The organism is Streptomyces sp. L500 (assembly GCF_054551825.1).
In genome coordinates, this window is the sequence record NZ_JBTOLC010000031.1 from 1 (window position 1) to 25,521 (window position 25,521).

Annotated in this window: 20 protein-coding genes; 6 read left to right on the forward strand and 14 right to left on the reverse strand. The window is 73.6% G+C overall.

The window, feature by feature from the left end:
- Window positions 1-157 precede the first annotated feature (157 nt).
- On the forward strand, window positions 158-511 hold the full coding sequence (locus ACX9I7_RS23875) for a zinc ribbon domain-containing protein YjdM (RefSeq protein WP_459388453.1): 354 nt from the start codon (window positions 158-160) through the stop codon (window positions 509-511).
- Between the two features lie 60 nt (window positions 512-571).
- Here ACX9I7_RS23875 and ACX9I7_RS23880 read toward each other — a convergent pair whose 3' ends face one another.
- The 3 genes from ACX9I7_RS23880 to ACX9I7_RS23890 form a co-directional block, all read right to left on the reverse strand.
- Entirely contained in the window at window positions 572-1,468 is an 897-nt protein-coding gene (locus ACX9I7_RS23880) for an esterase/lipase family protein (protein WP_387577017.1), read from the reverse strand.
- A 182-nt stretch (window positions 1,469-1,650) separates the two neighbouring features.
- A complete protein-coding gene (locus ACX9I7_RS23885) occupies window positions 1,651-2,634 on the reverse strand; it encodes a DNA polymerase Y family protein (protein WP_387577015.1) in 984 nt (327 codons plus the stop codon).
- A gap of 104 nt (window positions 2,635-2,738) precedes the next feature.
- On the reverse strand, window positions 2,739-6,224 hold the full coding sequence (locus ACX9I7_RS23890; RefSeq protein ID WP_459388454.1) for a DNA polymerase III subunit alpha: 3,486 nt from the start codon (window positions 6,222-6,224) through the stop codon (window positions 2,739-2,741).
- Window positions 6,225-6,400: 176 nt separating this feature from the next.
- Here ACX9I7_RS23890 and ACX9I7_RS23895 point away from each other — a divergent pair, with 176 nt between their 5' ends.
- Window positions 6,401-7,435, forward strand: coding sequence for a YhgE/Pip domain-containing protein (locus ACX9I7_RS23895; protein ID WP_459388455.1), 1,035 nt, complete (start codon window positions 6,401-6,403; stop codon window positions 7,433-7,435).
- Window positions 7,436-7,919: 484 nt separating this feature from the next.
- Window positions 7,920-8,369: a subtilase-type protease inhibitor gene (locus tag ACX9I7_RS23900; RefSeq protein ID WP_387577009.1), complete on the forward strand. Its 450-nt coding sequence runs from the start codon at window positions 7,920-7,922 to the stop codon at window positions 8,367-8,369.
- Window positions 8,370-8,475: 106 nt separating this feature from the next.
- On the opposite strand, the gene ACX9I7_RS23905 is transcribed toward ACX9I7_RS23900, so the two are convergent.
- From ACX9I7_RS23905 to ACX9I7_RS23940, 8 genes are all read right to left on the reverse strand, one after another.
- Window positions 8,476-9,519, reverse strand: coding sequence for a S1 family peptidase (locus ACX9I7_RS23905; protein WP_459388456.1), 1,044 nt, complete (start codon window positions 9,517-9,519; stop codon window positions 8,476-8,478).
- A 304-nt stretch (window positions 9,520-9,823) separates the two neighbouring features.
- Window positions 9,824-10,681 (reverse strand): slipin family protein, encoded by an 858-nt coding sequence (locus ACX9I7_RS23910; protein ID WP_459388476.1) that lies wholly within the window; start codon window positions 10,679-10,681, stop codon window positions 9,824-9,826.
- A gap of 174 nt (window positions 10,682-10,855) precedes the next feature.
- Complete coding sequence (locus tag ACX9I7_RS23915) at window positions 10,856-11,785, reverse strand: S1 family peptidase (RefSeq protein ID WP_459388457.1); 930 nt, start codon at window positions 11,783-11,785, stop codon at window positions 10,856-10,858.
- A 261-nt stretch (window positions 11,786-12,046) separates the two neighbouring features.
- Window positions 12,047-12,841, reverse strand: coding sequence for a DUF1684 domain-containing protein (locus ACX9I7_RS23920; RefSeq protein WP_387577003.1), 795 nt, complete (start codon window positions 12,839-12,841; stop codon window positions 12,047-12,049).
- Between the two features lie 5 nt (window positions 12,842-12,846).
- Window positions 12,847-14,160: an NtaA/DmoA family FMN-dependent monooxygenase gene (locus tag ACX9I7_RS23925; RefSeq protein WP_459388458.1), complete on the reverse strand. Its 1,314-nt coding sequence runs from the start codon at window positions 14,158-14,160 to the stop codon at window positions 12,847-12,849.
- Window positions 14,157-15,236: an LLM class flavin-dependent oxidoreductase gene (locus ACX9I7_RS23930; RefSeq protein ID WP_459388459.1), complete on the reverse strand. Its 1,080-nt coding sequence runs from the start codon at window positions 15,234-15,236 to the stop codon at window positions 14,157-14,159. The genes ACX9I7_RS23925 and ACX9I7_RS23930 overlap by 4 nt, the downstream gene beginning before the upstream one ends.
- 107 nt (window positions 15,237-15,343) lie before the next feature.
- Window positions 15,344-17,206, reverse strand: coding sequence for an FAD/NAD(P)-binding protein (locus ACX9I7_RS23935; RefSeq protein WP_459388460.1), 1,863 nt, complete (start codon window positions 17,204-17,206; stop codon window positions 15,344-15,346).
- Between the two features lie 426 nt (window positions 17,207-17,632).
- Window positions 17,633-18,862 carry a DUF5685 family protein gene (locus ACX9I7_RS23940; protein ID WP_387576995.1) on the reverse strand — a complete coding sequence of 410 codons (1,230 nt, stop codon included), beginning with the start codon at window positions 18,860-18,862 and terminating at the stop codon, window positions 17,633-17,635.
- Between the two features lie 275 nt (window positions 18,863-19,137).
- Here ACX9I7_RS23940 and ACX9I7_RS23945 point away from each other — a divergent pair, with 275 nt between their 5' ends.
- A complete protein-coding gene (locus ACX9I7_RS23945) occupies window positions 19,138-19,581 on the forward strand; it encodes a cell division protein SepF (RefSeq protein WP_387576993.1) in 444 nt (147 codons plus the stop codon).
- Window positions 19,582-19,671: 90 nt separating this feature from the next.
- Here ACX9I7_RS23945 and ACX9I7_RS23950 read toward each other — a convergent pair whose 3' ends face one another.
- Window positions 19,672-20,844, reverse strand: coding sequence for an acyl-CoA dehydrogenase family protein (locus ACX9I7_RS23950; protein WP_358622806.1), 1,173 nt, complete (start codon window positions 20,842-20,844; stop codon window positions 19,672-19,674).
- A gap of 106 nt (window positions 20,845-20,950) precedes the next feature.
- The gene (locus ACX9I7_RS23955) at window positions 20,951-22,537 is read right to left on the reverse strand and encodes an MFS transporter (protein ID WP_387576991.1); all 1,587 of its coding nucleotides are present in this window, start codon (window positions 22,535-22,537) and stop codon (window positions 20,951-20,953) included.
- A 197-nt stretch (window positions 22,538-22,734) separates the two neighbouring features.
- Here ACX9I7_RS23955 and ACX9I7_RS23960 point away from each other — a divergent pair, with 197 nt between their 5' ends.
- Window positions 22,735-23,919 carry a hypothetical protein gene (locus ACX9I7_RS23960; protein WP_459388477.1) on the forward strand — a complete coding sequence of 395 codons (1,185 nt, stop codon included), beginning with the start codon at window positions 22,735-22,737 and terminating at the stop codon, window positions 23,917-23,919.
- 263 nt (window positions 23,920-24,182) lie between these two features.
- Entirely contained in the window at window positions 24,183-25,205 is a 1,023-nt protein-coding gene (locus tag ACX9I7_RS23965) for a phosphatase PAP2 family protein (RefSeq protein ID WP_387576989.1), read from the forward strand.
- 83 nt (window positions 25,206-25,288) lie between these two features.
- Here the strand turns inward: ACX9I7_RS23965 and ACX9I7_RS23970 are convergent, their stop codons facing one another.
- On the reverse strand, window positions 25,289-25,504 hold the full coding sequence (locus ACX9I7_RS23970) for an I78 family peptidase inhibitor (protein WP_387576987.1): 216 nt from the start codon (window positions 25,502-25,504) through the stop codon (window positions 25,289-25,291).
- Between the last annotated feature and the right edge of the window lie 17 nt (window positions 25,505-25,521).

The following is a 25,521-nucleotide window of genomic DNA, read 5'->3' on the forward strand; positions in this document are numbered from 1 at the left end:
ACGAAAACCCCAGCCTCTCGCGTCACCGGCCTCCGACGCGGAGGCAGCGTCTGATGCTGTGCCCGCGGCTACCTACGGGCACAGCGAAGCCATCATGTAGCGAATTGCAAAGTTTTGCAATTCGTCATGCTTGCAGACCTCGCCATAGACTGTCCTGGTGAACGAGAACCTGCCCCCTTGCCCCGAGTGCTCCGGCGCCTACACCTACGAGATGGGCGCGCTGCTGGTCTGCCCGGAATGCGGCCACGAGTGGACGCCCGCCCCCGCCGAATCCGCGGGCGGTGCGGAGGAGGGCGTGATCCGGGACGCGGTCGGCAACGTCCTCGCCGACGGCGACACGGTCACCGTCGTCAAGACCCTGAAGGTCAAGGGCCACCCGACCGGCATCAAGGCGGGCACCAAGGTCCGCAACATCCGCCTCGTGGAGGGCGTGGCCGGGCACGACATCGACTGCAAGATCGAGGGCTTCGGCGCCATGCAGCTCAAGTCCAGCGTGGTCAAGAAGGCCTGACCCCAACAGGGCCGGGGGCCGCACGCGCGTGCGGCCCCCGTGAATACGGATCGGTCCGGGTCAGCTGAGCATCGAGGCGCAGGTGGCCGGGGTGGCGTGCTCGGGGTCGAGGGCGTTGACGGCCTCGTGGAAGGCGACGCGGTCGATGGTGCCGAGCGTCAGGTGCATGGAGATGTCGACCGGGCAGAGGTCCTGCACCAGCACGTTGCGGACGTTCGGGCCGTCGAGGAACCCGGACCGGTAGGGAGTGACGACCTCGTCGTAACGGGTCGCGATGACGGTGTAGCGGACGCCGGGGACGGTGTCGCCGCCCGCGTTGAGCTTCTTCATGAAGTCCGAGCCGACGACCTGGTCGGTCAGACCGGCGGCGGTGCCGCTGATGACCTTGCGGGCGCCCGGGACGACGTCCAGGAGCTTGGCGATCCCGGACAGGGTCGTGCCGTGGTTGTTGGGCGCGATGCCGACGAGGGCGTTCACCTTGGGTGCTCCGCCCAGGAACTTCAGGTAGTAGCGGGGCAGCATCCCACCCTGCGAGTGGCCGACGATGTCCACCTTGGCCGCGCCCGTGACCGCCAGCACCTTGTCGACGTACCGCGCCAGCTCCCCGGCGGACTTCTCGACCGGGCCGAGGCCGTACATGCCGGGGACGCCGATCTTGCCGTAATCGAAGGAGAAGACGCAGTAGCCGCGCGCGGTCAGATAGGGCGCGAAGGACCACCAGTTGTTGGTGCCGTTCTCCAGGGTGCCGTGGACGAGCACGACGGGGCGGGGGTGGGCGGCGGAAGGCCTGCACGAGTCGTCGTTCCAGCCGCTGCTGACGGTACCGGCACTGCCGACGGCGGACGACGAGGCCGTGGCGGCGGACGCGGTGGTGGGCATCGCGACCGCCGCCACGGCCAGGCCGAGCGCGGGCAGCAGGGATCTGACGGCTCTCCAGACGCGGCGACGCTGCTTCATCTGAACTCCTCGCGGGTGGGGGGTGGGTACGCCGAACAGCGCCGGCAACAGCTGTTACGGGCGTGTGAAAAAGTCGTGAACTTACTTGCGGGTAGATTGCGGGCGATCTTTGCTTGCGTCAAGCAAAATCACAAAGATCGCAATGACTTGCTCAAGTCACGCCATCTCTTCACGCCACGTCTTCATGCCACGTCGTCATGCCGGTCCAGGGCCGCGGCGGGGCCCACCACCCCCGGCCCGAAGCGCGCCCGCGCCCGGTCGATCACGGCCTCGACGCGCCGCGCCTTCTCGTCGGCGGGATCGAACGACAACTGGTGCGCGGCGGCCCCGCCGTCGCGCAGCCGCTCCGCGCGCAGTGCCACGGACCGCACCCTGGCCCGCTGGAGGGCGAGCGCGGCGTGCAGCGCGTACGCCGCGGCGATCAGGTCGGGCGAGTGCGCGGTCGGTTCGGCGAAGGACTTGGCGCGGGTGCTCGACGAGCCGTCCGCGTAGCGGACGGTGAGCTTCAGCCCCTGGGCGACCTGGCCGCTCCCCCGCAGCCGGGCGCCCAGCCCGTCGGCGAGCGCGAGCAGCGCGCGGCGCCGGTGGTCGGGGTCCAGCTCGTCGGTGGCGAAGCGGTGCTCCGCCCCCATCGACCGCGCCCGGGCGTCCGGGGTGACGGGCGTCGGGTCGATGCCTCGCGCCCGCTCGTGGACCCGCCGCCCGGCGGCCGCGCCGAGGATCCGCTCCAGGGTGTGGAGCGGCGCCCCGGCGACCCGGCCGACGCTGTCGAGCCCGTACGCGCAGAGCGCGCGGGCGGTGGCGGGCCCCACGCCCGGCAGCGCGGCGACCGGCTTGCGGGCCATGAAGCCGGCGACGGCGTCCGGCTCGTCGGGGAACGTGCGGACGGCGCCGGGCGGGCCGTCGCGGGCGACCATCCGGGCGAGGGTGGGGTTGCTCGCGATGCCGACGGTGCAGTCGGCGCCGTATCGCGCCAGGGCGCGGACGCGCAGCAGTGTGGCCAGCTCGGCCGGGTCGTGCCCGAAGTAGCGCACGGCGCCGCGCACTTCCGCGAGCGCGGCGTCGGGAGGCAGGGCCTCCACGACGGGCGTCACCTCGGCGAGCAGCGCGAGCAGGCCGTCGTACACCTCCTCGCCGAGGGCGCCTTCGGGCGCGTGGAAGTGCACGTACAGGACGGTCGTCCGCACACCCGGTTGTGGGCAATCGTTCCGCAGGGCGGAACGGGTGGGCACAACCCGGCCCACCGGCCCGCACCGACGCCCTCGCACACTCATCCCGCACTCCCGGAACTCGCGTGCCACAGCTTCCGGCCCGTCGGGGCGCCCTCACCCGCCGGTTGCAGATCCGCCCACGGGTTCATGGCATAGCCGGTGGACAGCCGGACCCGCCGGGAAACCGGCGCCCCCGCCGGCCCCGCCGGCGCTGCCAGAACGGCGGCCACCGCCCCCAGTCCCCCCTCCGCACGGAGCGCCGCCAGCTCCCCCAGGTCCCACGCCGCCGCCCCCACCACGCTCAGGCTGCGCGGCCCGCGTCGCTGGACCACGCCGCGGACGAGCAGCAGCCAGGAGTGGAAGACGACGTGCGCGCACGCCGCGTGGCTGTCGTCGAAGAAGGCGCAGTCCACGAGGCCCGTGCCGTCGTCGAGGGTGGTGAAGATGACCCGTCGCCCCGACCGCACCGGAGGTGTCTGCGTGGCGGCCTTGGCGCCCGCCACCAGAACGGTCTCGCCGTGGCGGGCGTCGCGCAGCCGGCGGGCCGGGATGGCGCCCAGTTCGGTCAGGAAGGCGCGGTGATCGGTCATCAGGTGGCGGGAGGCGTCCATGCCGAGCACGGACAGCTCGGCGCCGAGCCGTTCGGCCGCGTCCAGGTCGGGCAGGCCGGCGGGCTCGGTGCGGGCGCTGTCGATCAGCGTGGGCTGGGCGGCGGACACCCGCCGCTGCCCGCGGTGGAGTTCGGCGATGTGCAGCAGCAGGTCCCGGCGGTTGGCGCCGAAGGCGTCCAGCGCCCCGACCCGCGCCAGCCGTTCGGTCACGGGCCGCCCCGGGCGGGCGCGCTGCCACAGGTCCTGGAGCGAGGTGTACGGGCGCCCGGCGACGATCCGGCGCGCCTCGGCCTCGCTGATGCCCTGCACCTCGGAGAGCGCGAGCCGCACCCCGAGCATGCCACCGGAGGCGCCATCGGACACCAGTTCGATCGAATAGGCCGTTCCCGAGCGGTTGACGTCCAGCGGCAGGATCGGCACCCCGCGCCGCCGCGCGTCGGCGAGCAGCAGCCGTTTGGGATACATCCCGGGGTCGTGGGTGAGCAGCCCGGCGTAGAAGGCCGCCGGGTGGTGGGCCTTGAGCCAGGCCGACTGGTAGGTCGGCACGGCGAACGCCACCGCGTGCGCCTTGCAGAAGCCGTAGCTGCCGAACGCCTCGACGATCTCCCAGGTGCGGCGGACGACGTCCGGCGCGTACCCGCGCGCTTCCGCCGCCGAGGCGAACCAGGCCCGTACCCGGCCGACCCGCGCCGGGTCGGAGAGCGCGCGGCGCGTCTCGTCGGCACGGCCCCGGTCACAACCGGTCATGATCCGCAGGATTTCGATGATCTGCTCGTGGAAGACGACCACGCCGTGGGTCTCGGCCAGCACCTCCTCCAGGTCCGGGTGGGGGTAGCGCGCGGGGGCGCGGCCGTGGCGGGCCTCGATGAAGGGCCGGACCATGTCGGCGGCGACCGGGCCGGGCCGGAAGAGCGAGATGTCGACGACGAGGTCGTGGAAGGTCGAGGGCTGCAGCCGTCCGATCAGGTCCCGCTGTCCGGGCGATTCGATCTGGAAGCAGCCGAGGGTCTCGGTGGAGCGGATCAGCGCGTACGTCCGCCGGTCGCCGGGCGGCACCTGCGCGGGGTCGTCGAGGTCGATCCGGCGCCCGGTGGCCCGTTCGATCTCCCCGACGGCGTGGGCCATGGCGGACTGCATCCGCACGCCCAGCACGTCGAGCTTGAGCAGGCCGAGGTCCTCCACGTCGTCCTTGTCGAACTGCGACATCGCGAACCCCTCGCCGCTGGTGGGCACGACGGGGGTGCGGGCGCGCAGCGTGGCGTCCGAGAGCAGCACCCCGCACGGGTGCATGGCGATCCCGCGCGGCAGCGCGTCCAGCGCCTCGACCAGCTCCCACAGCCGGGTGTTGCCGGGCCCGAGGGGCCCGGCGGCGATCTCCCGCAGCTCGGGCAGCTCGGCGAGCGCGGCGCGGGCGTCCCGGGCGCGGATGTGCGGGAAGGACTTGGCGAGCCGGTCCACGACGTCCGGTGCCATGCCGAGGGCGGCGCCCACGTCCCGTACGGCGTGGCGGATGCGGTAGGTCTCGGGCATGGCGACGGTGGCGACGCGCTCCGCGCCGAAGCGGTCGAAGATCGCGCGGTAGACGTCCAGGCGGCGGGCGGACTCGACATCGATGTCGATGTCGGGGAGCGCGGTCCGCCGCGTGGACAGGAAGCGCTCCATCAGCAGGCCGTGTTCGACGGGGTCGGCGTGGGCGATGCCGAGCAGGTGGTTGACGAGGGAGCCCGCGCCGGAGCCCCGTGCCGTGACCCGGACGCCGAGGGCGCGGGTGTCGTCGACGACCTGGGCGACGGTGAGGAAGTAGGAGGCGAGGCCGCGCTGTTCGACGATGCGCAGTTCCTCGTCCAGCCGGTCCCAGTAGCGGCGGTCGCGGTCGCGTCCGCGCAGCACCAGGGCGGCGGCGCAGCGGGAGCGCAGCACACGGGCGGCGGTGCGGGGGCCGGTGCCGACGAGGTGGGGCTCGGGGAAGTGGACGGAGCCCAGGCCCAGGTGGTCCTGGGGGTCGACGAGGCACTCGGCCGCGGTGTCCTCGGTGGTGGCGAGCAGCCGGTGGGCGCCGGTCCGGCCGAGGCCGGCGGCCTCGGCGATCCGCGCGGCGGCGGCCGTCATGGCGGCCGGGTCCTTGAGCCAGCGTTCGCCGCTGTCGAGGGCCTCGGGCCGACGGCGGTCGACGGGCACGAGCCGGCGGGCGGCGTCGAGGACGTCGGCGACGGGCCCCTGGCCGGGGTCGGCGTAGCGGACGGCGTTGCTGAGGACGGCGCGCACGCCCTGGTCGGCGGCGAAGCCGACGGTACGGGCGGCGAGCCGCAGCGAGCCGGGTCCGATGCCGGTGCGGCCGTGCCAGACGGCCTCCAGCCGCAGCCCGTCACCGAACATTTCGCGCCAGGGCCGCAGCAGTCGTGCGGCGCGGTCGGGGCGTCCGGCGGCGAGCGCGCGGCCGATCTCCGAGTCCGGTCCGAGCAGGACGGTCAGCGGGGCGCGGATGCCGGTGGCGGCGCGGGCCAGCTCCTCCCGGGGCACCTCGGGCCGCTCGGCGCCGCTCACGTGGGCGGCGGAGACCAGCCCGCACAGCGCGGCCCAGGCGGGCGCGCCGTCACGGGCGAGGAAGACCGCGCGGGGCGCGGACTCGTCGACGAAGGCGCCGCCGCGGGCGGGGGCGCGGTGGCGCACGGTGGGGCCGTCGGCGGGCGGCGGTCCGGAGACGGCCAGGTCCACGCCGAACAGCGGGCGTACGCCCGCCCCGGCCGCGGCCTTGGCGAACCGGACCGCGCCGGCGAGGCTGTCGCGGTCGGTGAGGGCGAGGGCGTCCATGCCGCGCTCGGCGGCCCGCTCGGCCAGCCGCTCGGGGTGCGCGGCCCCGTAGCGCGCCGAGAAGCCGGACGCGACGCGCAGGTGTGTGAACCCGGAGCCCGGGGTCGCCCGGAACGCCTCCATCGCACCTCCTGCCGCTCGCGATCACCCTCCCCTTGGCCGATTCTTTTCGCCCCTCCTGTCTCCACCATAAACCACGACTCGAACGTTCGTGCGAACATAAGTGCGAACACCTCCTCCTGTCACCCGGCCGGACCGCACCGACTGCGCCCGCCGCCGGGGCCCCGCAGGCTCGGGGCATGGTCAGCACACCCGGCGGCGGCGCCCGCTTCGTCCAGGAGGTCCGGGACGCCGTGACGGGCCGGGCGGCGGCCCTGGTGATCGGCGTGCTGGTGCTCCAGCTCGCCTTCGTCGCCTCTTACGTCGGCGCCTTCCACAGCCCGAAGCCCAAGGACATCGCGATCGGCGTGGTCGCGCCCGGCCCGCTCGGCGACCAGCTGGTGAAGAAGCTCGACGCGCTGCCCGGCCACCCCCTGGACCCGCGCACGGTCCCCGACGAGGCGCGGGCCCGCGCGGAGATCGGCACCCGGGACCTGGACGCGGCCCTGGTCGTCCATCCACGCGGCACCACCGACACCCTGCTCGTCGCCGGGGGCGCGGGCGCCTCGCTCGCGCAGGCCACCGAAGCGGTCCTCACCCGCGCCGAACGGGCCGAGGGGCGCACCCTGCGGGTCGTCGACATCGCCCCGGCCGCCGCCGGGGACGCCCGTGGCCTCAGCGCGTTCTACCTGGTCGTGGGCTGGTGCGTGGGCGGCTACCTGTGCGCCGCGATCCTCGCCATCAGCGCGGGCGCCCGCCCCGCGAACGCCCACCGGGCCGTCATCCGGCTGGCCGCGCTCGCCGCCTACGCGCTGGCGGCGGGCCTGCTCGGCACGGTGATCGCGGGCCCGGTGCTGGGCGCACTGCCGGGCGGGATCCTCGGCCTGTGGGGGCTGGGCGCGCTGGTCGTCTTCGCCGTCGGCTCCCTGACGCTGGCCCTCCAGGGGCTGGCCGGCGTCGTCGGCATCGGGCTGGCGATCGCGATCGTCGTGGTCCTGGGCAACCCCAGCGCGGGCGGGGCCTACCCCTACCCGCTGCTGCCGCCCTTCTGGCGGGCCATCGGCCCGGCCCTCCCGCCGGGCGCGGGCACCTGGTCGGCCCGCTCCCTCGCCTACTTCCGGGGCAACGCGCTGACCGGCCCGCTGCTGGTGCTCTCCGCGTGGGCCGTGGCGGGCACGGCGGCCACCCTGCTCTCGGCGGCGCTCCGGCGCGGGCGCCCGGTCCCGACGGACTGACGGCTGTCACGACCCCCGTCAGGCAACAGACCGAACGGTCGGTCTGAGTGGTCTTCGGCCATTGCTGCGACGCTCCGGGCTCGGCGTGGCCGCCGCGCGGCCACGGTGCGAGCCCCTTTTCGGCCGGGCGGCGGGGGCCGCCCGAACCGGCTCGGGGATCCTTGGATCCCACGATTCAACGACCCGTAAACAACACTTCCGAAGGCTCTCTTGAGATTCCGTCAACGAAAACAAGGTGTCCTCGCTGGTCAACATTGCTGAAACATTAAATCCCTCCATATCCCGCCGATCCGGACTCGCTTCTTCACCCGGCACTCCCGTGGCGCCGCCGAGGGGGCCCGCCCCGCGCGAGATCCGGCCACCGCGCTCCGCTACACAGTGCTTTCGGGTGACGACCGAAAGTGCTCGCCCAGGGTGCGTTCATGCGCGAGTTGGGCCAGACTGCCGTCCGTTATCTGCACCGACGAACAAGGGAGTGTTCGGAATGCGGTACATCACTGGGGGGATCGCGCTGGGAGCCGCGCTCGCGCTGGGCAGCCTGGCGGGAGCGGGAACGACGGCGACCGCCTCGCCCTCGCCCATACCCGCGGCGCAGACGCAGAGTCTGTACGCGCCCTCAGCGCTCGTACTCACCATCGGCCAGGGCGACTCGGCGGCGACCTCGGGCGTTCAGCGCGCGGTGACGCTCACCTGTACGCCGAAGGCCGCAGGCACCCACCCGAACACGCGTGGCGCCTGCGCCCAGCTGCGCCTCAGCGACGGCGACTTCGACAAGCTCGTCAAGATCAAGGACGGCACCATGTGCACGCGGGAGTGGAACCCCTCCACCGTCACCGCGGAAGGCGTCTGGGAAGGCCGCCGGGTCAGCTTCGAGCACACGTTCGCCAACCCGTGCGAAATGAAGGCGGGCAAGGGCACGGTCTTCGAGTTCTGAGCCGGGCCGGAAAACCGGCCCGGCTCCGACCGGAGCGCGCCCTCGCGCGAAAAGCGGCCCCCGGACACCGTGGAGGTGTGTCCGGGGGCCGCGGTCCGTGGCGGGGTCAGCCGATGGCCGCCCCGGTGGCCGCCAGCGCCCCCGGCACCGGCTGGTAGTACGTCTTCGCGCCCGGGGCCTTGCAGTCCCCGCTGCCGCCCGAGGTCAGGCCGATCGCCGCGTCGCCGTCGAACAGGGGACCGCCGCTGTCGCCGGGCTCGGCGCACACCGTCGTCTCGATCAGCCCGGTGACCTGGCCCTCCTGGTAGTTGACGGTCGCGTCGACACCGGTGACCCGCCCGCCGCGCACCCCGGTGGTGGAGCCGCTGCGCCGCACGGACTCGCCGTTGTAGGCGGGTGCGGCATGGGTGATGGGCTGGGCCTGGCCGCCGTTGAGGGTCACCGCGCTGGGGTGCTCGACTCCGGGCGCGTACTTCGCGAGGGAGTAGTCGTGGCCGGGGAAGACGGAGGTCTGGGTGGTGGCGACCACCGGCCCGCCCTTCTCCGCCGACCAGTTCGCCACGACGTTGCCGCAATGCCCGGCGGTCAGCAGATACGGCTGTCCGTCCTTGACGACGTTGAAGCCCAGCGAACAGCGGGCGGAGCCGCCCCGGATCGCGTCGCCGCCGGCGATCATCCGGGTGAGCCGGGTGCCGATCCTCCGAACGGTCACGGTGTCGCCGAGTTCCGAGGTGACCTCGTTCAGCCGGGCCAGCCTCTCCCCCTTGACCGTGCTGTCGGCGGTCACGACGACCCGGTTGACTCTGGGATCCGTCACCCACGCGGTGCCGGGGATCGCCGCCCGGTCGTCCAGCAGCCGCCGGGTCGCGTCCAGCCGCGCCTGCGAGAACCGGGCCTGCCTGGGCAGCGCGCCCGCCGCCCGGACGATCTCCTCGGCGTCCCGCCCGAGCACGTTGACCACGAGCCGCCCGGTCCCCTCGTCGTAGTACGACCCCGCGGCCGTCAGCGCCGTGAGCCCCGCGAGGGCGGCGGTGGGGACGAGCGGACCCGGCACGGCCTGGGCCTGCTGCGGGGCGAGCGTCATCACGGCGAGGGCGGCGGCCGCCGCGACGGCCGGCACGGCACGCACGGACACCCGACGGATCTTCAACTCGGCACCTCCAGTGGGGGGTTGAGCCCAGGGTCGGGATGCGGCGCCCGGGGCCCGGAGGACGAACGACACAGCCGCACCCCCGAGAGGAGGTCGCGTCCATGCCAAGTTGGTCCGTCGAGTGTCCCGATCGGGTGAGGGACTGCACAAGGGCGAATTTCAGAAGCGCGCATTTCCATGCGCGCGCCCCCTCTTGTCCTCAAGCGCCGGACGGGCTGTTCAGCCCGTCCGGCGCCCCCGGACCGGGGGTCCGGGGGCGGAGCCCCCGGGAAACGGAGAAAGGGCGGGACCGGGGCCAGCCCCCCTACCCGTGTCCGATACCGGCCTCCCCGTCACCGGTATCCGGAATGGCGGGCGGAACATCCGGCGTACCCGAAGCTTCCGGAGCCTCCGGCTCCGCAGGCGCCCCGGCCCGTTCCAGGAACCGCAGCAGCTCCACCGGGAACGGCAGCACGAGCGTCGAGTTCTTCTCCGCCGCCACCGCCACGATCGTCTGGAGCAGCCGGAGTTGCAGCGCGGCGGGCTGCGCCGCCATCGTCCCCGCCGCCTCCGCGAGCTTCTTCGACGCCAGCAGCTCCGCGTCCGCGTTGATCACCCGGGCCCGGCGCTCGCGCTCGGCCTCCGCCTGGCGCGACATCGAGCGCTTCATCGTCTCCGGCAGCGAGACGTCCTTGATCTCGACCCGGTCGATCTGCACGCCCCAGCCGATGGCCGGGCTGTCGAGCATCAGCTCCAGCCCCTGGTTGAGCTTCTCCCGGTTGGAGAGCAGATCGTCCAGATCGCTCTTGCCGATGATCGAGCGCAGCGAGGTCTGGGCCATCTGCGAGACGGCGAAGCGGTAGTCCTCGACCGCGATCACGGCCTCGGCGGGGTTGACGACCTTGAAGTAGACGACCGCGTCCACCCGGACGGTGACGTTGTCGCGGGTGATGCCCTCCTGGGCCGGGACGGGCATCGTGACGATCTGCATGTTCACCTTGCGCAGCCGGTCGACGCCCGGAACGATCATGGTGTATCCCGGCTGCCGGACGTTCGGCAGCAGCCGGCCCAGCCGCAGCACCACACCGCGCTCGTACTGCTTGACCACCCGGGACGACGCGGCCAGGTACACCGCCCCGGCCGACCCGGCGGCCACCGCCGCCGCCACGAGGTCTTCGAGCATCATGACCCCCTGCCGTTACCGTCGGGTGATACATCTCCACGGTATGCCCGCGCCAGGGTGTGGTCGAGCCCCCGGCCCAGGGGGGCCGGGGGCTCGTGTGCTGCTGGCCGCAGGCGTGGGGAAGGGCGGAGCGCGCTCGCGGTCAGGCGCTTGGAGGAGTGCCGGGCGGGTGGGTCAGAAGACGGTCACCCCGTAGGCGGCGAGCGCCTTGGTGACCGGCTGGAAGAAGGTCGTGCCGCCGGAGGAGCAGTTGCCGCTGCCGCCGGAGGTGAGGCCGAGGGCGGTGGAGCCGGCGAAGAGCGCGCCGCCGCTGTCGCCCGGCTCCGCGCAGACATCGGTCTTGATCAGGCCGCGGACGACCTGGCCGTTGCCGTAGTTGACCGTGGCGTTCAGGCCGGTGACGGTGCCGCCGTGGACCCCGGTCGTGGAGCCGCTGCGCTGGACGCGCTGGCCGACGGTGGCGTTGCCGGCGGTGGTGATGCGCTGCGATCCGCCGTTGTAGAGGTCGACCGCGCTGGGATGCGGGATCGAGCCGTTGGTGTACTGGACGATGCCGTAGTCGTTGCCCGGGAAGCTGGTGCCGGTGGTGGGGCCGATGCTCGTGGTGTGGCTGGAGTCGGTGTAGTACTGCGGCTTGCCCTGGGTGCAGTGGCCGGCGGTCAGGAAGTAGTAGGTGTTGCCCTTGCGCACGTTGAAGCCGACCGAGCAGCGCCAGGTCGGCGCGTAGATCGCGTCACCGCCGGCGAGCAGCTTCCGGAAGGTGCCGGGGGTGCGCTCGACGCGTATCGCGTCCGCGTCGTCCCCGGCCGAGCGTCTGATGCTCTCGATGGCCTCGTCGGAGACGGTGGAGTCGGCGGTGACCACGACGGATCCGGCGGCCCGGTCGACGACCCACGCGGTGCCGGGGACGTCGGCGGACTCCACGGCCGTGCTCAGCGAGGCCAGCCGGGCCGCGGATGAGGCGGACGAGGCGGCCTGCGCGCCCGGCTCGGCCCGGGCGACGCCGGTGACGAGGGCGGAGGCGGCCAGGAGTCCGGTCGTCACGGCCAGGGCCCTGCGGTGTCCGGTGGTGCCGCTGCGGGGGGTGGTGCGCTTGATCCTCACGTTCTTCCTCCCGAGGGGGGTCGGGGGTCCACGTGGTGGGCGCGGACCCGTGAGGCGCAGCCAAAAAGGCACACCGGATTCCACTTTCGCCGTGCCCCTGACAAGCGCTGTTCGGGAGTATTCGGGCCATCGACGGCATGGCGCAAGGGCTCCTTTCGGACGCGCCCCCGCGCACCACGAACCGCCCCGGCGGCTCTCCGGCCGCCGGGGTCACCGCCCGGTCTTCATCCGGACATTGCTTTGAGTAGACACTGTGACGCGTCAGCGGGCGAGGAGGTTCCGCTCCCCCGCCTGGACGTCGAAGGGCAGCCGGTTGCCCGGCGGCGGGAAGGGGCAGATGAAGTGCTCGGCGAAGGCGCACGGCGGCAGCAGCGCCCGGTTGAAGTCGACGGTCAGCCGCCCCTCGGCGTCCGGCGCCCCGGGCTTGAGGAAGCGGAAGCGATAGCTGGAGACGCCGCTGGTGCCGTCGGCGACGACGGCCCACAGCGAGCCGTCGGCCTCCGCCGAGACCCGCAGCGCGTACTCCTCCCCGTCCTTGACGAAGGCCAGTTCACCCGCGACGCCCAGGCCGCGCGTCCGCCCGTCGGCGTTCTCCACCGCGACCGTCCGGTCACGGTCGTACGGGCGGAACACCCCGGGCAGCACCCAGCTCGCGTCGTACGCGAAGGCGTCGATCCCGGCGAACGCCCGGCGGCCCGGGGCGGCCGGGTCGAACACCCGGACCGCCCACTGCCCTTCGCGGCACAGGACGACCAGCTTCCGCTCCCCGTGCCCGACCCGGGCCGAGCCCGGCCCGGCGTCGGCGGTGAGCACCGTGGCGCCCTCGAACGGCCGCCCGTCCAGGGTGAGCCCGTCGCCGGCGGAAGCGGTCAGCAGGACCCCGGCGCCGTCCGGGGCCCCGGTCCAGCGCCCGGGAGTGTCCGGGATTCGCCCCTCCGGAAGCCCGGACAGCCAGTGCGTACCCGTCAGGGCGAGCGGGCCGTAGGGGGCCGAGGCCGCCTCGGCGCGCTCCTCGCGCCACTCTTTCCACCGCTGTCGCGCGTCACTCGTGCTCATGGCGGTCAACCCTTCCATACGGGCAGCGGAAGCCCGAGGTGGTCCCGGAGTGTCGACCCCGAGTACTCCGCACGGAACGCGCCACGCTCCTGGAGCAGGGGGACGACCCGCTCGACGAAGTCGTCGAGCCCGCCGGGGGTGAGATGGGGGACGAGGATGAAGCCGTCCGCGGCCTCCTCGGTGACGAACTCCTCCATCCGCGCGGCCACTTGACGTGGAGTGCCGATGAAGGACTGCCGCCCGGTCGCCTCGATCACGGTCTGCCGGATGGACAGGCCCTTGGCCTCCGACAGGGCGCGCCACTTGGCGGCGACGGCGAACGGATCGCCCAGCGGCACCCTGCCCTGGGTCAGCCGCCCCTCCGGGTCGGGGTCGACGTCGGGCAGCGGCCCGTCGGGGTCGTAGCCGGACAGGTCCCGGCCCCAGACCTGTTCCAGGGTGAGGATCGCGGTCTGCGGGGAGACCTGCTGTTCGCGGATGACGTCCGCTCTCTCCTGCGCCTCGGCGGCGGTGTCGCCCAGCACGAAGGTGACCCCGGGCATGATCTTCAGCTCCTCGGGCCGCCGCCCGTGCGCCGCCAGCCGCCCCTTGACGTCGGCGTAGAAGGCGCGGCCCGCCTCCAGGGTGCCGTGCCGGGTGAAGACGACGTCGGCGGCGGACGCGGCGAACTCCCGGCCCTCCTCGGAGTCCCCCGCCTGGATCACCACGGGGTGGCCCTGCGGGCTGCGGGGCACGTCGAAGGTCCCGGAGACGGAGAAGTGCCGCCCTCGGTGGACGAAGGGGCGAGGGGTGCCGTCGGCCCCCGACGAATGTGGCAGCCAGGAGTCCCACAACTCCCGGGCCGTGGCGACGAACTCGGCGGCCCGGGTGTAGCGGTCGGCCCGGTCGAGGTAGCCGCCGCGCCGGAAGTTCTCGCCGGTGAAGGCGTCGGAGGAGGTGACGACGTTCCAGGCCGCGCGCCCGCCGCTGAGGTGGTCGAGGGAGGCGAGGCGCCGGGCGAGCTCGTAGGGCTCGTTGAAGGTGGCGTTGACGGTGGCGGCGAGGCCCAGCCGCTCGGTGACGGCGGCCAGCGCGTTCAGCACGGTGACCGACTCGGGCCGGCCGACGACGTCCAGGTCGTGCAGCCGCCCCTTGTGCTCGCGCAGCCGCAGCCCCTCGGCGAGGAAGAAGAAGTCGAAGAGCCCGCGCTCGGCGACGCGCGCGAGGTGCTCGAAGGAGGAGAAGTCGATCTGGCTGCCCGCCCTGGGGTCGGACCAGACGGTGGTGTTGTTGACGCCGGGGAAGTGCGCGGCGAGGTGCATCCGCTTGCGGCTGGTCATGCGGTCTCCCTGACAGTGGTCTCCTGGGCCGTGGTCTCCCGGACGGTGGCGTAGCGGTTGGCGGGGCGGGCGAGACACAGGTGCTCGCGGAGGGTGGAGCCGGGGTAGAAGCCGCGCGGCAGGCCCCGGTGCTGGAGCACGGGCACGGTGCCGTCGACGAGCAGCGCGAGGTCCCGGTCGGGGTCCTGCGGGCGGAAGTGGAAGCCGTCGGCGACGCCGTCGGTGTACCAGCGGTCGACGAGATCGGCGAGCGCCACCGCGTCGGCGGCCGCGTGGAGCGCGACCGGCAGCGAGGCGAGCACGACGAGCCGGCCGTCGTGGCCGCCGGGGTCGCGGCCGTGGGCCCGGGCGCGTTGCCGTAAGTCGCCGCGCGCGGCGCGGACGGCGTGCGCGGCCCGGGGGTCGTCCGGGTTCCCGACGCGGACGTAGGCGACGTCCGCGTGGCGGGCGGCGGTGGCCTGGGCGGCCGGCGCGGTGGCGTCCACGGCGACCACGGGCCGGCCCTGCGGCGGCCGGGGCACGATGGAGGGGCCGCGCACGCTGAAGCCGGGGCCCTCGAAGTCGACGTGGTGGAGCTTGTCGCGGTCGACGAACCGCCCGGAGGCGACGTCCCGGATCTCGGCGTCGTCCTCCCAGCTGTCCCACAGCCGGGCGACGACGTCGGCGACGGCCTCGGCCTCCCGCCAGGCGGCCCAGGCGTCCGGCGCCTCGCGCCGCCCGAAGACCGCCGCCTCGCGGTCGTCCGTGGACACCTCGACGGTCCAGCCGGCGCGGCCCCGGCTCGCCCAGTCGAGGGTGGCCAGGGCGGAGGAGACGTGGAACGGCTCGGTGTGGGTGGTGGTGACGGTGGGCACGAGCCCGATCCGCTCCGTGGCGGGCGCGACCCGGGCGAGTACGGCGAGCGCGTCGAGCCGCCCCCGCCCCCGCCCGGGCGGCCCGAACGAGTCGCCGAGCGTGACGAAGTCGAACCGCCCCCGCTCGGCGAGCCGGGCGGCCTCGACGTAAGGCTCGGCGGCGTAGGCACCGACCCCGTCGAGAGCGACGGCGAGATGAAGCGGACGAGTAGGTTCAGGCATGGGATCTCCCTAAGAGGTTGTGGGCAGGCGTTCCGCAGGGCTGGGGGCACCTCCCAGCGGTAGCTGGGGGAGGGTGGGCACAACCGGCCCGCGGCCGCGAACCGGCCTCAGCGCACACCGGCGCACAGCGCAAGAAGCGCCCGCGCAGCGGCATCGTTCTGCCGAAAGGCAGGCGCGTTGGTACCCGGCCGCGCAAAGGCACCCGAGGACCGCGCGTCCGTATGCGGCCCGAGCGCGAACCGCCGAGGATGCGGCACCCCGTCGGTCCCGAGGACCCGCCCGTCCTCGGGGTGGACGGCGAGCAGCCCGGCGGGGGTGACGCGCACCTCTCGCCGCAGCTCCCGTAACAGCGGGTCGCGCGACCGGTCGACGGACGGCTCGGGCAACCGCGCCTCCACCAGCGCCCGCGCCTCGACGCCGAGGCCGGGCGCGCTGACGCTCCGCGCCCGGAACACCCCGCGTTCCGCGTCCGTCTCGTAGGCCGTGTCGGCGCCGAGGAACCGGACGACGCCCGCGCGGGAGAGCGCGAGCAGTTGCCGCAGCCGGGGGCCGGGCGGCCCGGAGGCGAGATAGCTGAAGAAGCCGTGCCACTCCGTGCCGATGTCGCCGAGCGCGGCGAGCTGCCCGTAGACCGAGAGAAGTCCGAGGAAGACGGCGAGGTCCGGGCTGTGGCAGGGGTTGTGGCGGCGGGCGAGGTCGGCCTCGATGTGGGCGCGCAGGCCCTCCTGGAGGGCCTCCCCGTCGGGGAAGCGCAGCCCGGCGAGCGGGCGGTCGAGCACCTCCAGGTCGAGCCGGTCGGCGGGGTCGGGCACGGACGCGGAGACCAGCGCGTCGAGTTCGGCGCTGCCGGGTGCGCAGACGGCGTACTTCTCCTCGAAGACCTGCCAGTCGACGGCCGTCCGCGCCGGATGGGCGGTGAACAGCCGGTGGTAGTGGGCGAAGCCGAGCTCCTTCTCCACCAGCGGCCGGATGTCGCGGTGATAGTCGAGCCGGCCGGGGCGGGCGCGGAGTTCCTCGATCTCGGCGGGGCCCAGGAAGCGCGGCAGCGGGGGCGGTTCGCCGTGCCAGCCGTAGCCGATCTTGGCGCGGTAGGGGACGCCGCGCCGGGATCCGACGTGGAGGACGGGCTCGCGCCCGGAGGGGCGGTAGGTGAGCGCGCCCTTGGCGTCGGTGGTGAACCGGCCTCCTCTGCCCTCGGTCAGCAGGGACATGAGGTCGACGAAGGCGAGGCCGAAGCCGCGGACGAGGACGGGCTCGCCGGGGCGCAGGGCGTCCAGGTCGCTGTCGGCGGTGAACTCGGGGGGCAGGTAGGTCAGTCCGTGGTCGGTGGCGAAGGAGGCGAGGGCCCGCTCGCCGGGGCCGGGGTCGGCGTCGAGGTGGCCGAGGGCGAGGACGACGGCGTCGGCGAGGAGCGGCTGTCCCCGGCCCTCCAGCCACACCCGTTGCCGGCCGTCGCGGGGACCGGAGAGCCGTACGGCCCGGCGGCGGTGTTCGTGGACGGTGATCCCGGCGGGCAGGGTGGCGACCGCGCGGTCGTACACCCAGGACAGATAGGCGCTCTGGAGCCGTCGGCCGGCGAAGCTCCGGGGCGTCAGCTCCCGGGCCTCGGCGGCCGTTCCTGGGTCGAGGTGGATCGTTTCGGCGCCGTCGCGGACGCGGGCCGCCCACTCGGCGAGCGAGGGGCCGTGGCGCACCGGGCCGGCGCATTCGACGGAGTCGTCGGTGTACATCGTGACGTCCTCGGCCATGGAGTTCATCCACAGCAGCGGGGACTGGTCGTGCCGCCAGACCCGGCCGCCGCCCGGTGGGTGGGGGTCGACGAGGTGGAGGTCGAGGCGGGCGCCCGCGAGGAGTTCGGGGGCGTTGGCGGCGATGCGCTCGACGAGGCCGGTGCCACGCGGGCCCGCGCCGACGACGACGAGGGAGGGGACGGGACGGGGGTGGGACGAGGGGCGCGGGTGCGCGGGCATGCGAAGGCTCCGTGGATGCGGTGATCGAACACGGGATGGTGCCGCCTTCACCGGACGCGCCCCTCAGCACGGCCGGACGTCGAGGCTAAGCCGGGGCCTCGGTGCGCTGTCAACCCTGTCCAGAACGGCGTCCACAGTGTGGGCAGCTCGTCTCAACTCGGTTGACGGAACAACCGGATGGCTGCTCCACTTACCTCATGCGTCCTGGGCAGCGGCTCGTCACCCGCGACCACATCGACTTCGGCCGGGTGTGGTCCGCCTCCTGTACGAGCTGACCGCGCGTCCTCGTACCGCCGAGACACGACGCGCGCCGTGGCGCCCGCGCGCCCCGGCGCCCGCTGCCTTCACCAGCGCGGCAGTTCTGCCGCACCCTCCCCTCGCACGTCCACGCACCGCCCCTTCGCCCGGCCCTTCGGGCCGTGCGGTTCAGCAGTCACAGCCGCAATCGCAACCGTCACAGCAGTCGCATCCATCGCAGCACTTACTGCAACAGTCACAGCAATTGCAGCAGTCACCACAGTCGCCGCAATCGCCACCATCACAGTTGTCACAGCACTTGGCGCACCAGCCCTCACGCGGCCGCCCGTCCCAGGGGTCCGAGTAGGGGTCCTTGCAACAGACCTGGCCGGTGCAGAACATGCCGGTCCAGACCGCGCAGCCCGCGATGAGCCCCCGCCGTCGCCGGCGGCCGCCCCTCGGCGGCTCCGGCGGCGCGGTCGGCGGCATCACGGGCGGCGGCCCGAAGGCGCCCTCGGGCGCGGTGTGCCCGTGGGTCGCGCAGCCGCCGGTCGCGAACGCCCGGTCCACGGAACGTTCCAGCTCGTGCGCCAGCAGGAGGTGGGCCAGCCTGCCCTGGGACTTGCTCGCGAACGCGACGTCGCGCAGCGCCAGCCGCACCCCGCGCACCGCGTCGTCGCACAGCCGCCGCGCCTCGTCGAGGCCGGTGCCGGTGGCGGTGATGGGGTTCCAGGACCCGGTGCGGGCGTCCTCCTCCAGGTCCTCGACGGCGTCGAGGAGATGGGCGAGCCGGCCGAAGAGCCGGCCCGCCTCCTCCAGCGCCGGCCGGTTGGCGGGCCTGCCCGCGAGCACGGCCGTGTATCCGAAGGCCATGGCGGTGGCCGTCTCGGTGGGCTCGGTGACCTCCAGCAGCGGGGTGCCCGGACCGGCCAGCGCCTCGACGCCCGCCTGCCGTTCGACGGCGTCGACCAGAACGGCCGTGTCGAAGCCGAGTTCCGCCCCTGTACGGGCACCCGCCCCCTCCCAGCGGGCGGCGATGCCGCGCGCTGCCGCCGCGACCGGACGGCGCGCCAACAGCCCGTCGCCGTCGGCGACATGGTCGCGCATCTTCGCGGAGGCCAGGACGAGCGAGACCGTGGCGGCCAGCCGGGCGCCCTCACCGTGGGCCACGGACGCGGAGCGCATCCCCCGGAGCGGGCAGGGGCCGGCGGTGCGCCGCCAGGCGCCGGACTCCTTCGTGTCCGCGGACTGCGCCTCGACCAGCACCGATATGACGAGACCGTCATAGTTGGTTGCTATTCGAGCGAATTGCCCGTGATCACCCCTCAACGCCAGACAGAGTCCGCAGAGATGCGCCATCCACTCCGCTCGCATGCGCTCCGAGAGTCTGTGACGGCATGGCCTGATGATCCCGAACAAAACGTGTCCCCGTGTGTGGTGTCGATGTGCCCGGGCATCCTAGTCAGCGGGGACAATCGAGCTGGGCCGGAGGCCGTCCACTCCGGTCCATGCCGCATATGCCCAGGTCCGGCGCCTAAGGTCGGCTCATAGGAGTTTCTGACGCACCGCCACCCACTTTGCACCAGATGCGTCACGAAATCCCCGCATGGCCGCCATCCACTTGGCACATCATCCGCATCATGGACGACCATAGAGGAGCGGGCGGAACACACCGCGTGTGAGAGGAGGCGTCCATGGGATCGGTGCGCAAGGCGAGTGCGTGGCTTGGCCTCGTCGACGACAACGATGACGAGCGCTACTACGGCGGCTACGAAGAGGACTCGGACGAGGGGACCGAGCCCGGCGACTCCTGGGTGACCAACCCCAAGGTCCGTGTGGCCGACGAGGTCGCGCAGGAACAGGGCACCCGTATCGCCACGGTGACCCCGGACGGCTTCCGGGACGCCCGCGGCATCGGCGAGCTGTTCCGGGACGGCGTACCGGTCATCGTCAACCTCACGGGCATGGAGCCCAGCGACGCCAAGCGGGTGGTGGACTTCGCCGCCGGGTTGACCTTCGGCCTCCGCGGCTCGATCGAACGCGTGGCGAACAGGGTCTTCCTGCTCACCCCCGCCGACTACAAGGTCGTCAGCGGGGAGGGGGGCCGCGCGCAGGGCGGCTTCTTCAACCAGAGCTGATGCGGGCTCGGGGTCAGCGGCCGGGGGTCCGGGGGGTGTCCCCCGGGACAGCACAGCAACCAGAGCTGACGCACGGGCAGGGCCCGGTGCTCACCGGAACGCGTCGAGGCCGGTGAGCGCCTTGCCCAGCACCAGCTGGTGCATCTCCACGGTGCCCTCGTAGGTCAGCACCGACTCCAGGTTCGTCGCGTGGCGCATCACGGGGTACTCGAGCGAGATCCCGTTGGCACCCAGGACCGTCCGGGCGGTACGGCAGATCTCGATCGCCTCCCGCACGTTGTTGAGCTTCCCGAAGCTCACCTGCTCCGGCCGCAGCCGCCCCGCGTCCATCCGCCGGCCCAGATGGTGGGCCAGCAGTACGCCCTTGTGGAGCTCCAGCGCCATGTCGGCCAGCTTGGCCTGGGTGAGCTGGAAGCCGCCGATGGGCCGGCCGAACTGCTCGCGCGTGCGCGCGTAGTCCAGGGCCGTCTCGAAGCAGGTGCGCGCGGCGCCCATCGCGCCCCAGACGATGCCGTACCGGGCGTGGTTGAGACAGCCGAGCGGGCCGCCCAGCCCCTTCGCCCCGGGCAGCACCGCGTCGGCGGGCAGCCGCACCTCGTCCAGGACCAGCTCGCTGGTGACGGAGGCGCGCAGCGACCACTTGTGCTTGATCTCGGGCGCGGAGAAGCCGGGGCTGTCGGTGGGGACGACGAATCCCCTGATCCCCTCGTCCGTCCGGGCCCAGACGACCGCGACGCCGGCCACCGAGCCGTTGGTGATCCACATCTTGCGGCCCGTCAGCAGCCAGTCGCCGCCCGCGTCGCGCTTGGCGTACGTCCGCATCCCGCCGGGGTCCGAGCCGTGGTCGGGCTCGGTCAGCCCGAAGCAGCCGATGATCTCGCCGGCCGCCATCCCGGGCAGCCAGCGCCGCTTCTGCTCCTCGGAGCCGAAGCGGTGGATGGCGTACATCGCGAGGGAACCCTGCACGGAGACGAGGGAACGGATGCCGGAGTCGGCCGCCTCCACCTCCAGGCACGCCAGCCCGTACTGCACGGCGCTCGCGCCCGCGCAGCCGTAGCCGGTGAGCTGCATGCCGAGGGCGCCCATGGCGCCGAGCTCCCGGGCGAGCTCGCGCACGGGGACCTCGCCGCTCTCGTACCACTCCGCGATGTGCGGCAGGACACGGTCGCGCGCCCAGCTCCTGACGGAGTCCCGGATGGCCCGGTCCTCGTCGGTGAGCAGGTCGTCGATGCCGAGCGGATCATGTGGGTCGAACACGGTCAGCCTCCGGCTCGGTTCGGGGTGATCATCGCCTGCCCAGAACGCTACGGGTGGGTAACCCCCGGCGTCCAGACCTGGCCGGTGTGGCTTCGGCCCCGCCGGGCCGGCCTCAGCCCTCCGCCGGCTCCAGCCCGCGCGGCAGCCGCAGCGCCGCCACCGCGCCCAGCGCGAGCAACCCCGCGCTCACCACGAGCGTCACGTGCAGGCCGTGCACGAACGCGTCCCGCGCGGCCGCCCGCAGCGCGGCGCCCGCCGGGCCGTCGAGGCGGTCGGCGATCTCGTACGCCTCGCCCAGCGAGTGGCTCGCGGCCCGGCCCGCCGCGCTCGGGACGCCGGGGACGGCGTCGACGCCCGGCGCGTACGCCGCGTTCATGACGCTGCCGAGGAGCGCGATGCCAATGCCCGCGCCGAGCTGGTACGACGTCTCGCCGATCGCGGCCGCGCCGCCCGCCGCCCGCGCGGGGGCCTCGCTCAGCATCGACTCGTACGCTCCGAAGAGCGTGGTCTCCAGGCCGAAGCCGAGCAGGACGAAGCCGGCGATCAGCGCGTAGGGGCGGTCCTCCGGGCCCATGACGGTCAGCGAGAGCACCGCCATCGCGGTGAGCACGAAGCCCGCCGAGACCATCGCGCGCGGCCCGAACCGCTGGAGCACTCGCGAGCCGGCGAGGCCCGCGGCCATCGCGGCGAGGGTGAGGGGCAGCAGGCGCAGTCCCGTTTCCAGCGGGGTGAGGCCGAGGACGAGCTGGAGGTACTGGGCGGCGATGAGTTCCAGGCCGACCAGCGCCAGCATGGCCAGCACGATGCAGCCGACGGAGGTGCCGAAGGCGGGACGTGAGAACAGCGTCAGGTCGACGAGCGGATGGGCCCGCCGCCTCTGCCGGCGGACGAAGAGGACGAGCAGGGCGGCGCCCACGGCGGCCGGGACGACCGTGCCCAGCGAGAGCGCCTCCGCGCCGCCCACCCGCTTGACGCCGTAGACGACGCCGAACAGGCCGAACGCCGCCATCAGCGCGCCGAGGACGTCCCACGGGCCGTCGTGGTCGCCGGTCGACTCGGGCAGCAGCCAGCGGCCGACGGGGAGACTGACGGCCATGAGCGGGATGTTGATGAGGAAGACGGAGCCCCACCAGAAGTGCTCCAGCAGGAATCCCCCGAGCAGCGGCCCGACGGCCGCGCCCACCGCTGCCACCGCGCTCCACACCCCGATGGCCAGGGCGCGCTCCCGGCGGTCGGGGAAGACCTGCCGGAGGATCGAGAGCGTCGCCGGCATGATCATCGCGCCGCCGGCGCCGAGCAGCGCCCGGGCGGCGATCAGGATCTCCGGTGTCGGCGCGACGGCGGCGAGCCCGGAGGCCACGCCGAAGAGGGCGTAGCCGAGGAGCAGTACCCGGCGGCGGCCGACCCGGTCGCCGAGGGTGCCGAAGAGGATGAGCAGCGAGGCGCAGACGAGGGGGTAGACGTCGACGATCCACAGCAGCTGTATCGCGCCCGGGCGCAGGTCCTCCGTGACGGCCGGGACCGCGACGTGCAGCACGGTGGCGTCGACGGCGACCAGGAGCAGGCTGACGCAGAGGACGACGAGCACGGTCCACCGGCTCGTCGAGGCGGCACCCGGCCCTTCCGCGCGGCGCGGCCGAAGCCGCTGCCGGGGAACGCCGACCGGCCTTCTGGTGCCGGCGGTGGTCGTCCCGGACATCCACACACCTCCGTGTCATGCGCTCGCGGCCAGGGGGCCGGGGAAACCAGTTGGGGACCAATGAGCCCCGGCGGTATCAGGGGGCGAGTGAGTCGACAGCGTACGCGAACCCCGCCGGAACCCACGTGGCCCCTCTCGCGTCGCCGGGCTGGGACAATCGATCGGTGACCGTTCGCGCTTCCTCCGCCTCCGCCGGCATGTCCGCCGGCGGGCCCACCGGCATATCCGCCGGCGTCCCCGTCGGCGGCCGGCCCGCGCGGGCGCGTGCCGCGCTGCGCCGGGCGGCGCCCGCGCTGCTGCTGTACGCGGCGGTGCGGGTGCTGGGCGTGCTGGCGCTGGCGCTGTGGGGGCTGACGGACGGCAAGGAGGCGCGTCATCTGCTCTCGGCGCGCTGGGACTCGATCTGGTACGCGCGGATCGCCGAGCAGGGCTACGGCTACACGCTCCAGCTGGCGGGCGGCAAGGTCCATTCCGATCTGGCCTTCTTCCCGCTGCTGCCCTGGCTGGAGCGGTCGCTGTCGGCGGTCCTGCCGCTGTCGGCGGGGGACGCGGGCCTGGTGGTCTCGGCGGTCGCCTCGCTCGCCGCCGCGTGGGGGATCTTCGCGGTCGGCGCGCTGCGGTACGGGCGGCGGGCCGGGGTGGCGCTGGCGGTGCTGTGGGCGGCACTGCCGGTGGGCGTCGTCGAGTCGATGGCGTATTCGGAGTCGCTGTTCACGGCGCTGGCGGCGTGGGGTCTGTACTGCGTGCTGACCGGCCGGTGGGCGTGGGCGGGCGCGCTGGCGGCGCTGGCCGGGCTGACCCGGCCGGTGGGAGCCGCCGTGGTGGCGGCGGTCTGGCTGACGGCGGCGGTCGTCCTGGTCCGGGCCCGCCGCCGGGGCGGGACGCCGCCGTTCGCCCGGGTGCTGCCGGGAGTGGTGCTCGCGCCGCTGGGGTGGCTGGCGTATGTCGCCTGGGTGGGGGTGCGCACCGGTTCCGCCACCGGTTATCTCGATGTCCAGGGCGGCTGGGGCAATGGTTTCGACGGCGGGCTGGCCTTCGGCTCGTTCATCCGGGAGCGGCTGACGGGCCCGGCCTGGCCGGCGGGGGTGGCGCTGCTGCTCGGGGTGGCCCTGGTGATCCGGCTGTATCTGGCCGGAGTGCGTCAGGGGCAGCCGCTGCCGCTGCTCGTCTATACGGGCACGGTGTTGCTGCTGGCGCTCACGGCCAAGGGGTACTTCGGGTCCAAGCCACGGCTGATGCTGCCGGCCTTTCCCCTGCTGCTGCCCCTGGCGGTGGCCCTGGCCCGGCTACGCACGGTACGCGCGGTGACGGTGATGACGGCTGTCGCGCTCGCGTCGGCGGCCTATGGCGCGTTCTGGCTGCACGGTTCCGGCCCACCATGATCGTAATTCCCTTCCCGGCCGGCGGCCCGCCGGGAAACGGCGCGGAACCCCTCGGCCACACACCGATAAACGGGGTCCCACGAAAAGGAATTAATGCCTCGCCAGGCTTTGACCAAAGCCGCTCGGCACTTCTTTAGCCGATTCTTATTCCGCCGTTTCAAACATGCGGCGAGCCACGATTGAGACGCATTCCACATCACATCGTCATCACAAAGAGCCTCGATCGGCCGAACCCTCCTGTCACGCAATGTAACGTCGATTGAGTGCGTACCAACGACGAGCTCGTCCCTGCGGAGGAGCGCTCCCAACCCGTGCGGCCGCGGATGACCCGGACCCGCCTGGGCATCTTCGTGGCGACCTCCGTGGTCTACGTGGCGATCGTGGTCGGCGTGCTCACCACGTCCTGGCCGGTGCGCTTCGACTGGCAGGTCATGCTCTTCCGGCCCTACAAGCAGTGGCCGGAGATCCACGCCTTCCTCGACTACTTCGTGGTCCTGGGCCAGCGCGGCCCGACCGCCGTGGCCGTCGCGGCCTGGCTCGGCTGGTGTACGTACAGGCAGAAGACCCTGCGCCCGCTGCTGGTGCTGGGCACGTCGCTGCTGCTGCTCAACGCGACGGTGGGCGCCGCCAAGATCGGCATGGGCCGGCTCGGTCCGCACTACGCCACCGCCATCGGCTCGAACGAGATGTTCGCCGGCGGCGACATATTCCCCTCGGGCCACACCGCGAACGCGGTGGTGACCTGGGGCGTCCTCGCCTATCTGGCCACCACTCCGCGCACCCGGCGGATCTCCTCGGTGTGCGCCGCGATGCTGGCGCTCGGCGTCGGGATGACCACGGTCTACCTGGGCACGCACTGGATGAGCGACGTCACCCTGGGCTGGACCGCCGGTCTGCTGGTGCTGCTGGCCCTGCCCTGGTTCGAGCCGCTGATGGCACGTGCCGAGGGCTGGCTGCTGGGCGTCTGGCTGCGGCTGCGCAGCGGCCGGCTGCTCACCGCGGTGCCCGTGCCCGCGCCGGTCGCGGCGTCCGTGCCGCTGGGCGCGCCGCGCGCCCCGGCCGACGACGAGCTGCCGGTCCGCGAGCCCGTGGGCGCCGGCAGCCGCTCGGGCGGCGGGTCGGCCACCCGGGTCGCCGAGGGCAGGCCGCATCTGGTGCCCCGGCCGCACACGGTCCGCTCCGAGCGGAGCCCGGTCACCCCGGCCGGCAGCCGTCGGCCGCCGCACGCCGACCGGATGCCGCGCGGCACGTCGTTCGGCCCGTCGGCCGGGCGCGGCCGGGCCTGAGACCGCCGGCACCGGCCGGTCACGCACCACGCGAAGGCGGCCCCGGAACTCTTCCGGGGCCGCCTTCGCGCGCGTCCGGGCCGTCAGCCCTTCCAGCAGCGCCGTACGGTGCCGTGCTCGACCTCGAGGTTCAGCCGGCCGGCACGGTACTCCATGGTGACGACCGTGCCGGGCGGCAGCGTCCGCACGTCCGTCCAGCCGCGGGCACGGGCGCGGGCGGTGGCCTCGTCGGCGGGGAGGCCGACGTAGTCGGCGGGGTCGTCGTCGGGATCGGCGGGGAGTCCGGGGAGGGTTGCCATGGCAGTCACCGTAGGCG

What these genes read in the sequence shown, in the direction of transcription:
- ACX9I7_RS23900 (WP_387577009.1), top strand. Translation starts at nt 7,920, where the DNA reads ATGCGGTACATCACTGGGGGGATCGCGCTGGGAGCCGCGCTCGCGCTG.
- ACX9I7_RS23880 (WP_387577017.1), bottom strand. Translation starts at nt 1,468, where the DNA reads ATGAAGCAGCGTCGCCGCGTCTGGAGAGCCGTCAGATCCCTGCTGCCC.
- ACX9I7_RS23925 (WP_459388458.1), bottom strand. Translation starts at nt 14,160, where the DNA reads ATGACCAGCCGCAAGCGGATGCACCTCGCCGCGCACTTCCCCGGCGTC.
- ACX9I7_RS23945 (WP_387576993.1), top strand. Translation starts at nt 19,138, where the DNA reads ATGGGATCGGTGCGCAAGGCGAGTGCGTGGCTTGGCCTCGTCGACGAC.
- ACX9I7_RS23935 (WP_459388460.1), bottom strand. Translation starts at nt 17,206, where the DNA reads ATGCCCGCGCACCCGCGCCCCTCGTCCCACCCCCGTCCCGTCCCCTCC.
- ACX9I7_RS23970 (WP_387576987.1), bottom strand. Translation starts at nt 25,504, where the DNA reads ATGGCAACCCTCCCCGGACTCCCCGCCGATCCCGACGACGACCCCGCC.
- ACX9I7_RS23955 (WP_387576991.1), bottom strand. Translation starts at nt 22,537, where the DNA reads ATGTCCGGGACGACCACCGCCGGCACCAGAAGGCCGGTCGGCGTTCCC.
- ACX9I7_RS23895 (WP_459388455.1), top strand. Translation starts at nt 6,401, where the DNA reads ATGGTCAGCACACCCGGCGGCGGCGCCCGCTTCGTCCAGGAGGTCCGG.
- ACX9I7_RS23910 (WP_459388476.1), bottom strand. Translation starts at nt 10,681, where the DNA reads ATGCTCGAAGACCTCGTGGCGGCGGCGGTGGCCGCCGGGTCGGCCGGG.
- ACX9I7_RS23930 (WP_459388459.1), bottom strand. Translation starts at nt 15,236, where the DNA reads ATGCCTGAACCTACTCGTCCGCTTCATCTCGCCGTCGCTCTCGACGGG.
- ACX9I7_RS23960 (WP_459388477.1), top strand. Translation starts at nt 22,735, where the DNA reads ATGTCCGCCGGCGGGCCCACCGGCATATCCGCCGGCGTCCCCGTCGGC.
- ACX9I7_RS23920 (WP_387577003.1), bottom strand. Translation starts at nt 12,841, where the DNA reads ATGAGCACGAGTGACGCGCGACAGCGGTGGAAAGAGTGGCGCGAGGAG.
- ACX9I7_RS23890 (WP_459388454.1), bottom strand. Translation starts at nt 6,224, where the DNA reads ATGGAGGCGTTCCGGGCGACCCCGGGCTCCGGGTTCACACACCTGCGC.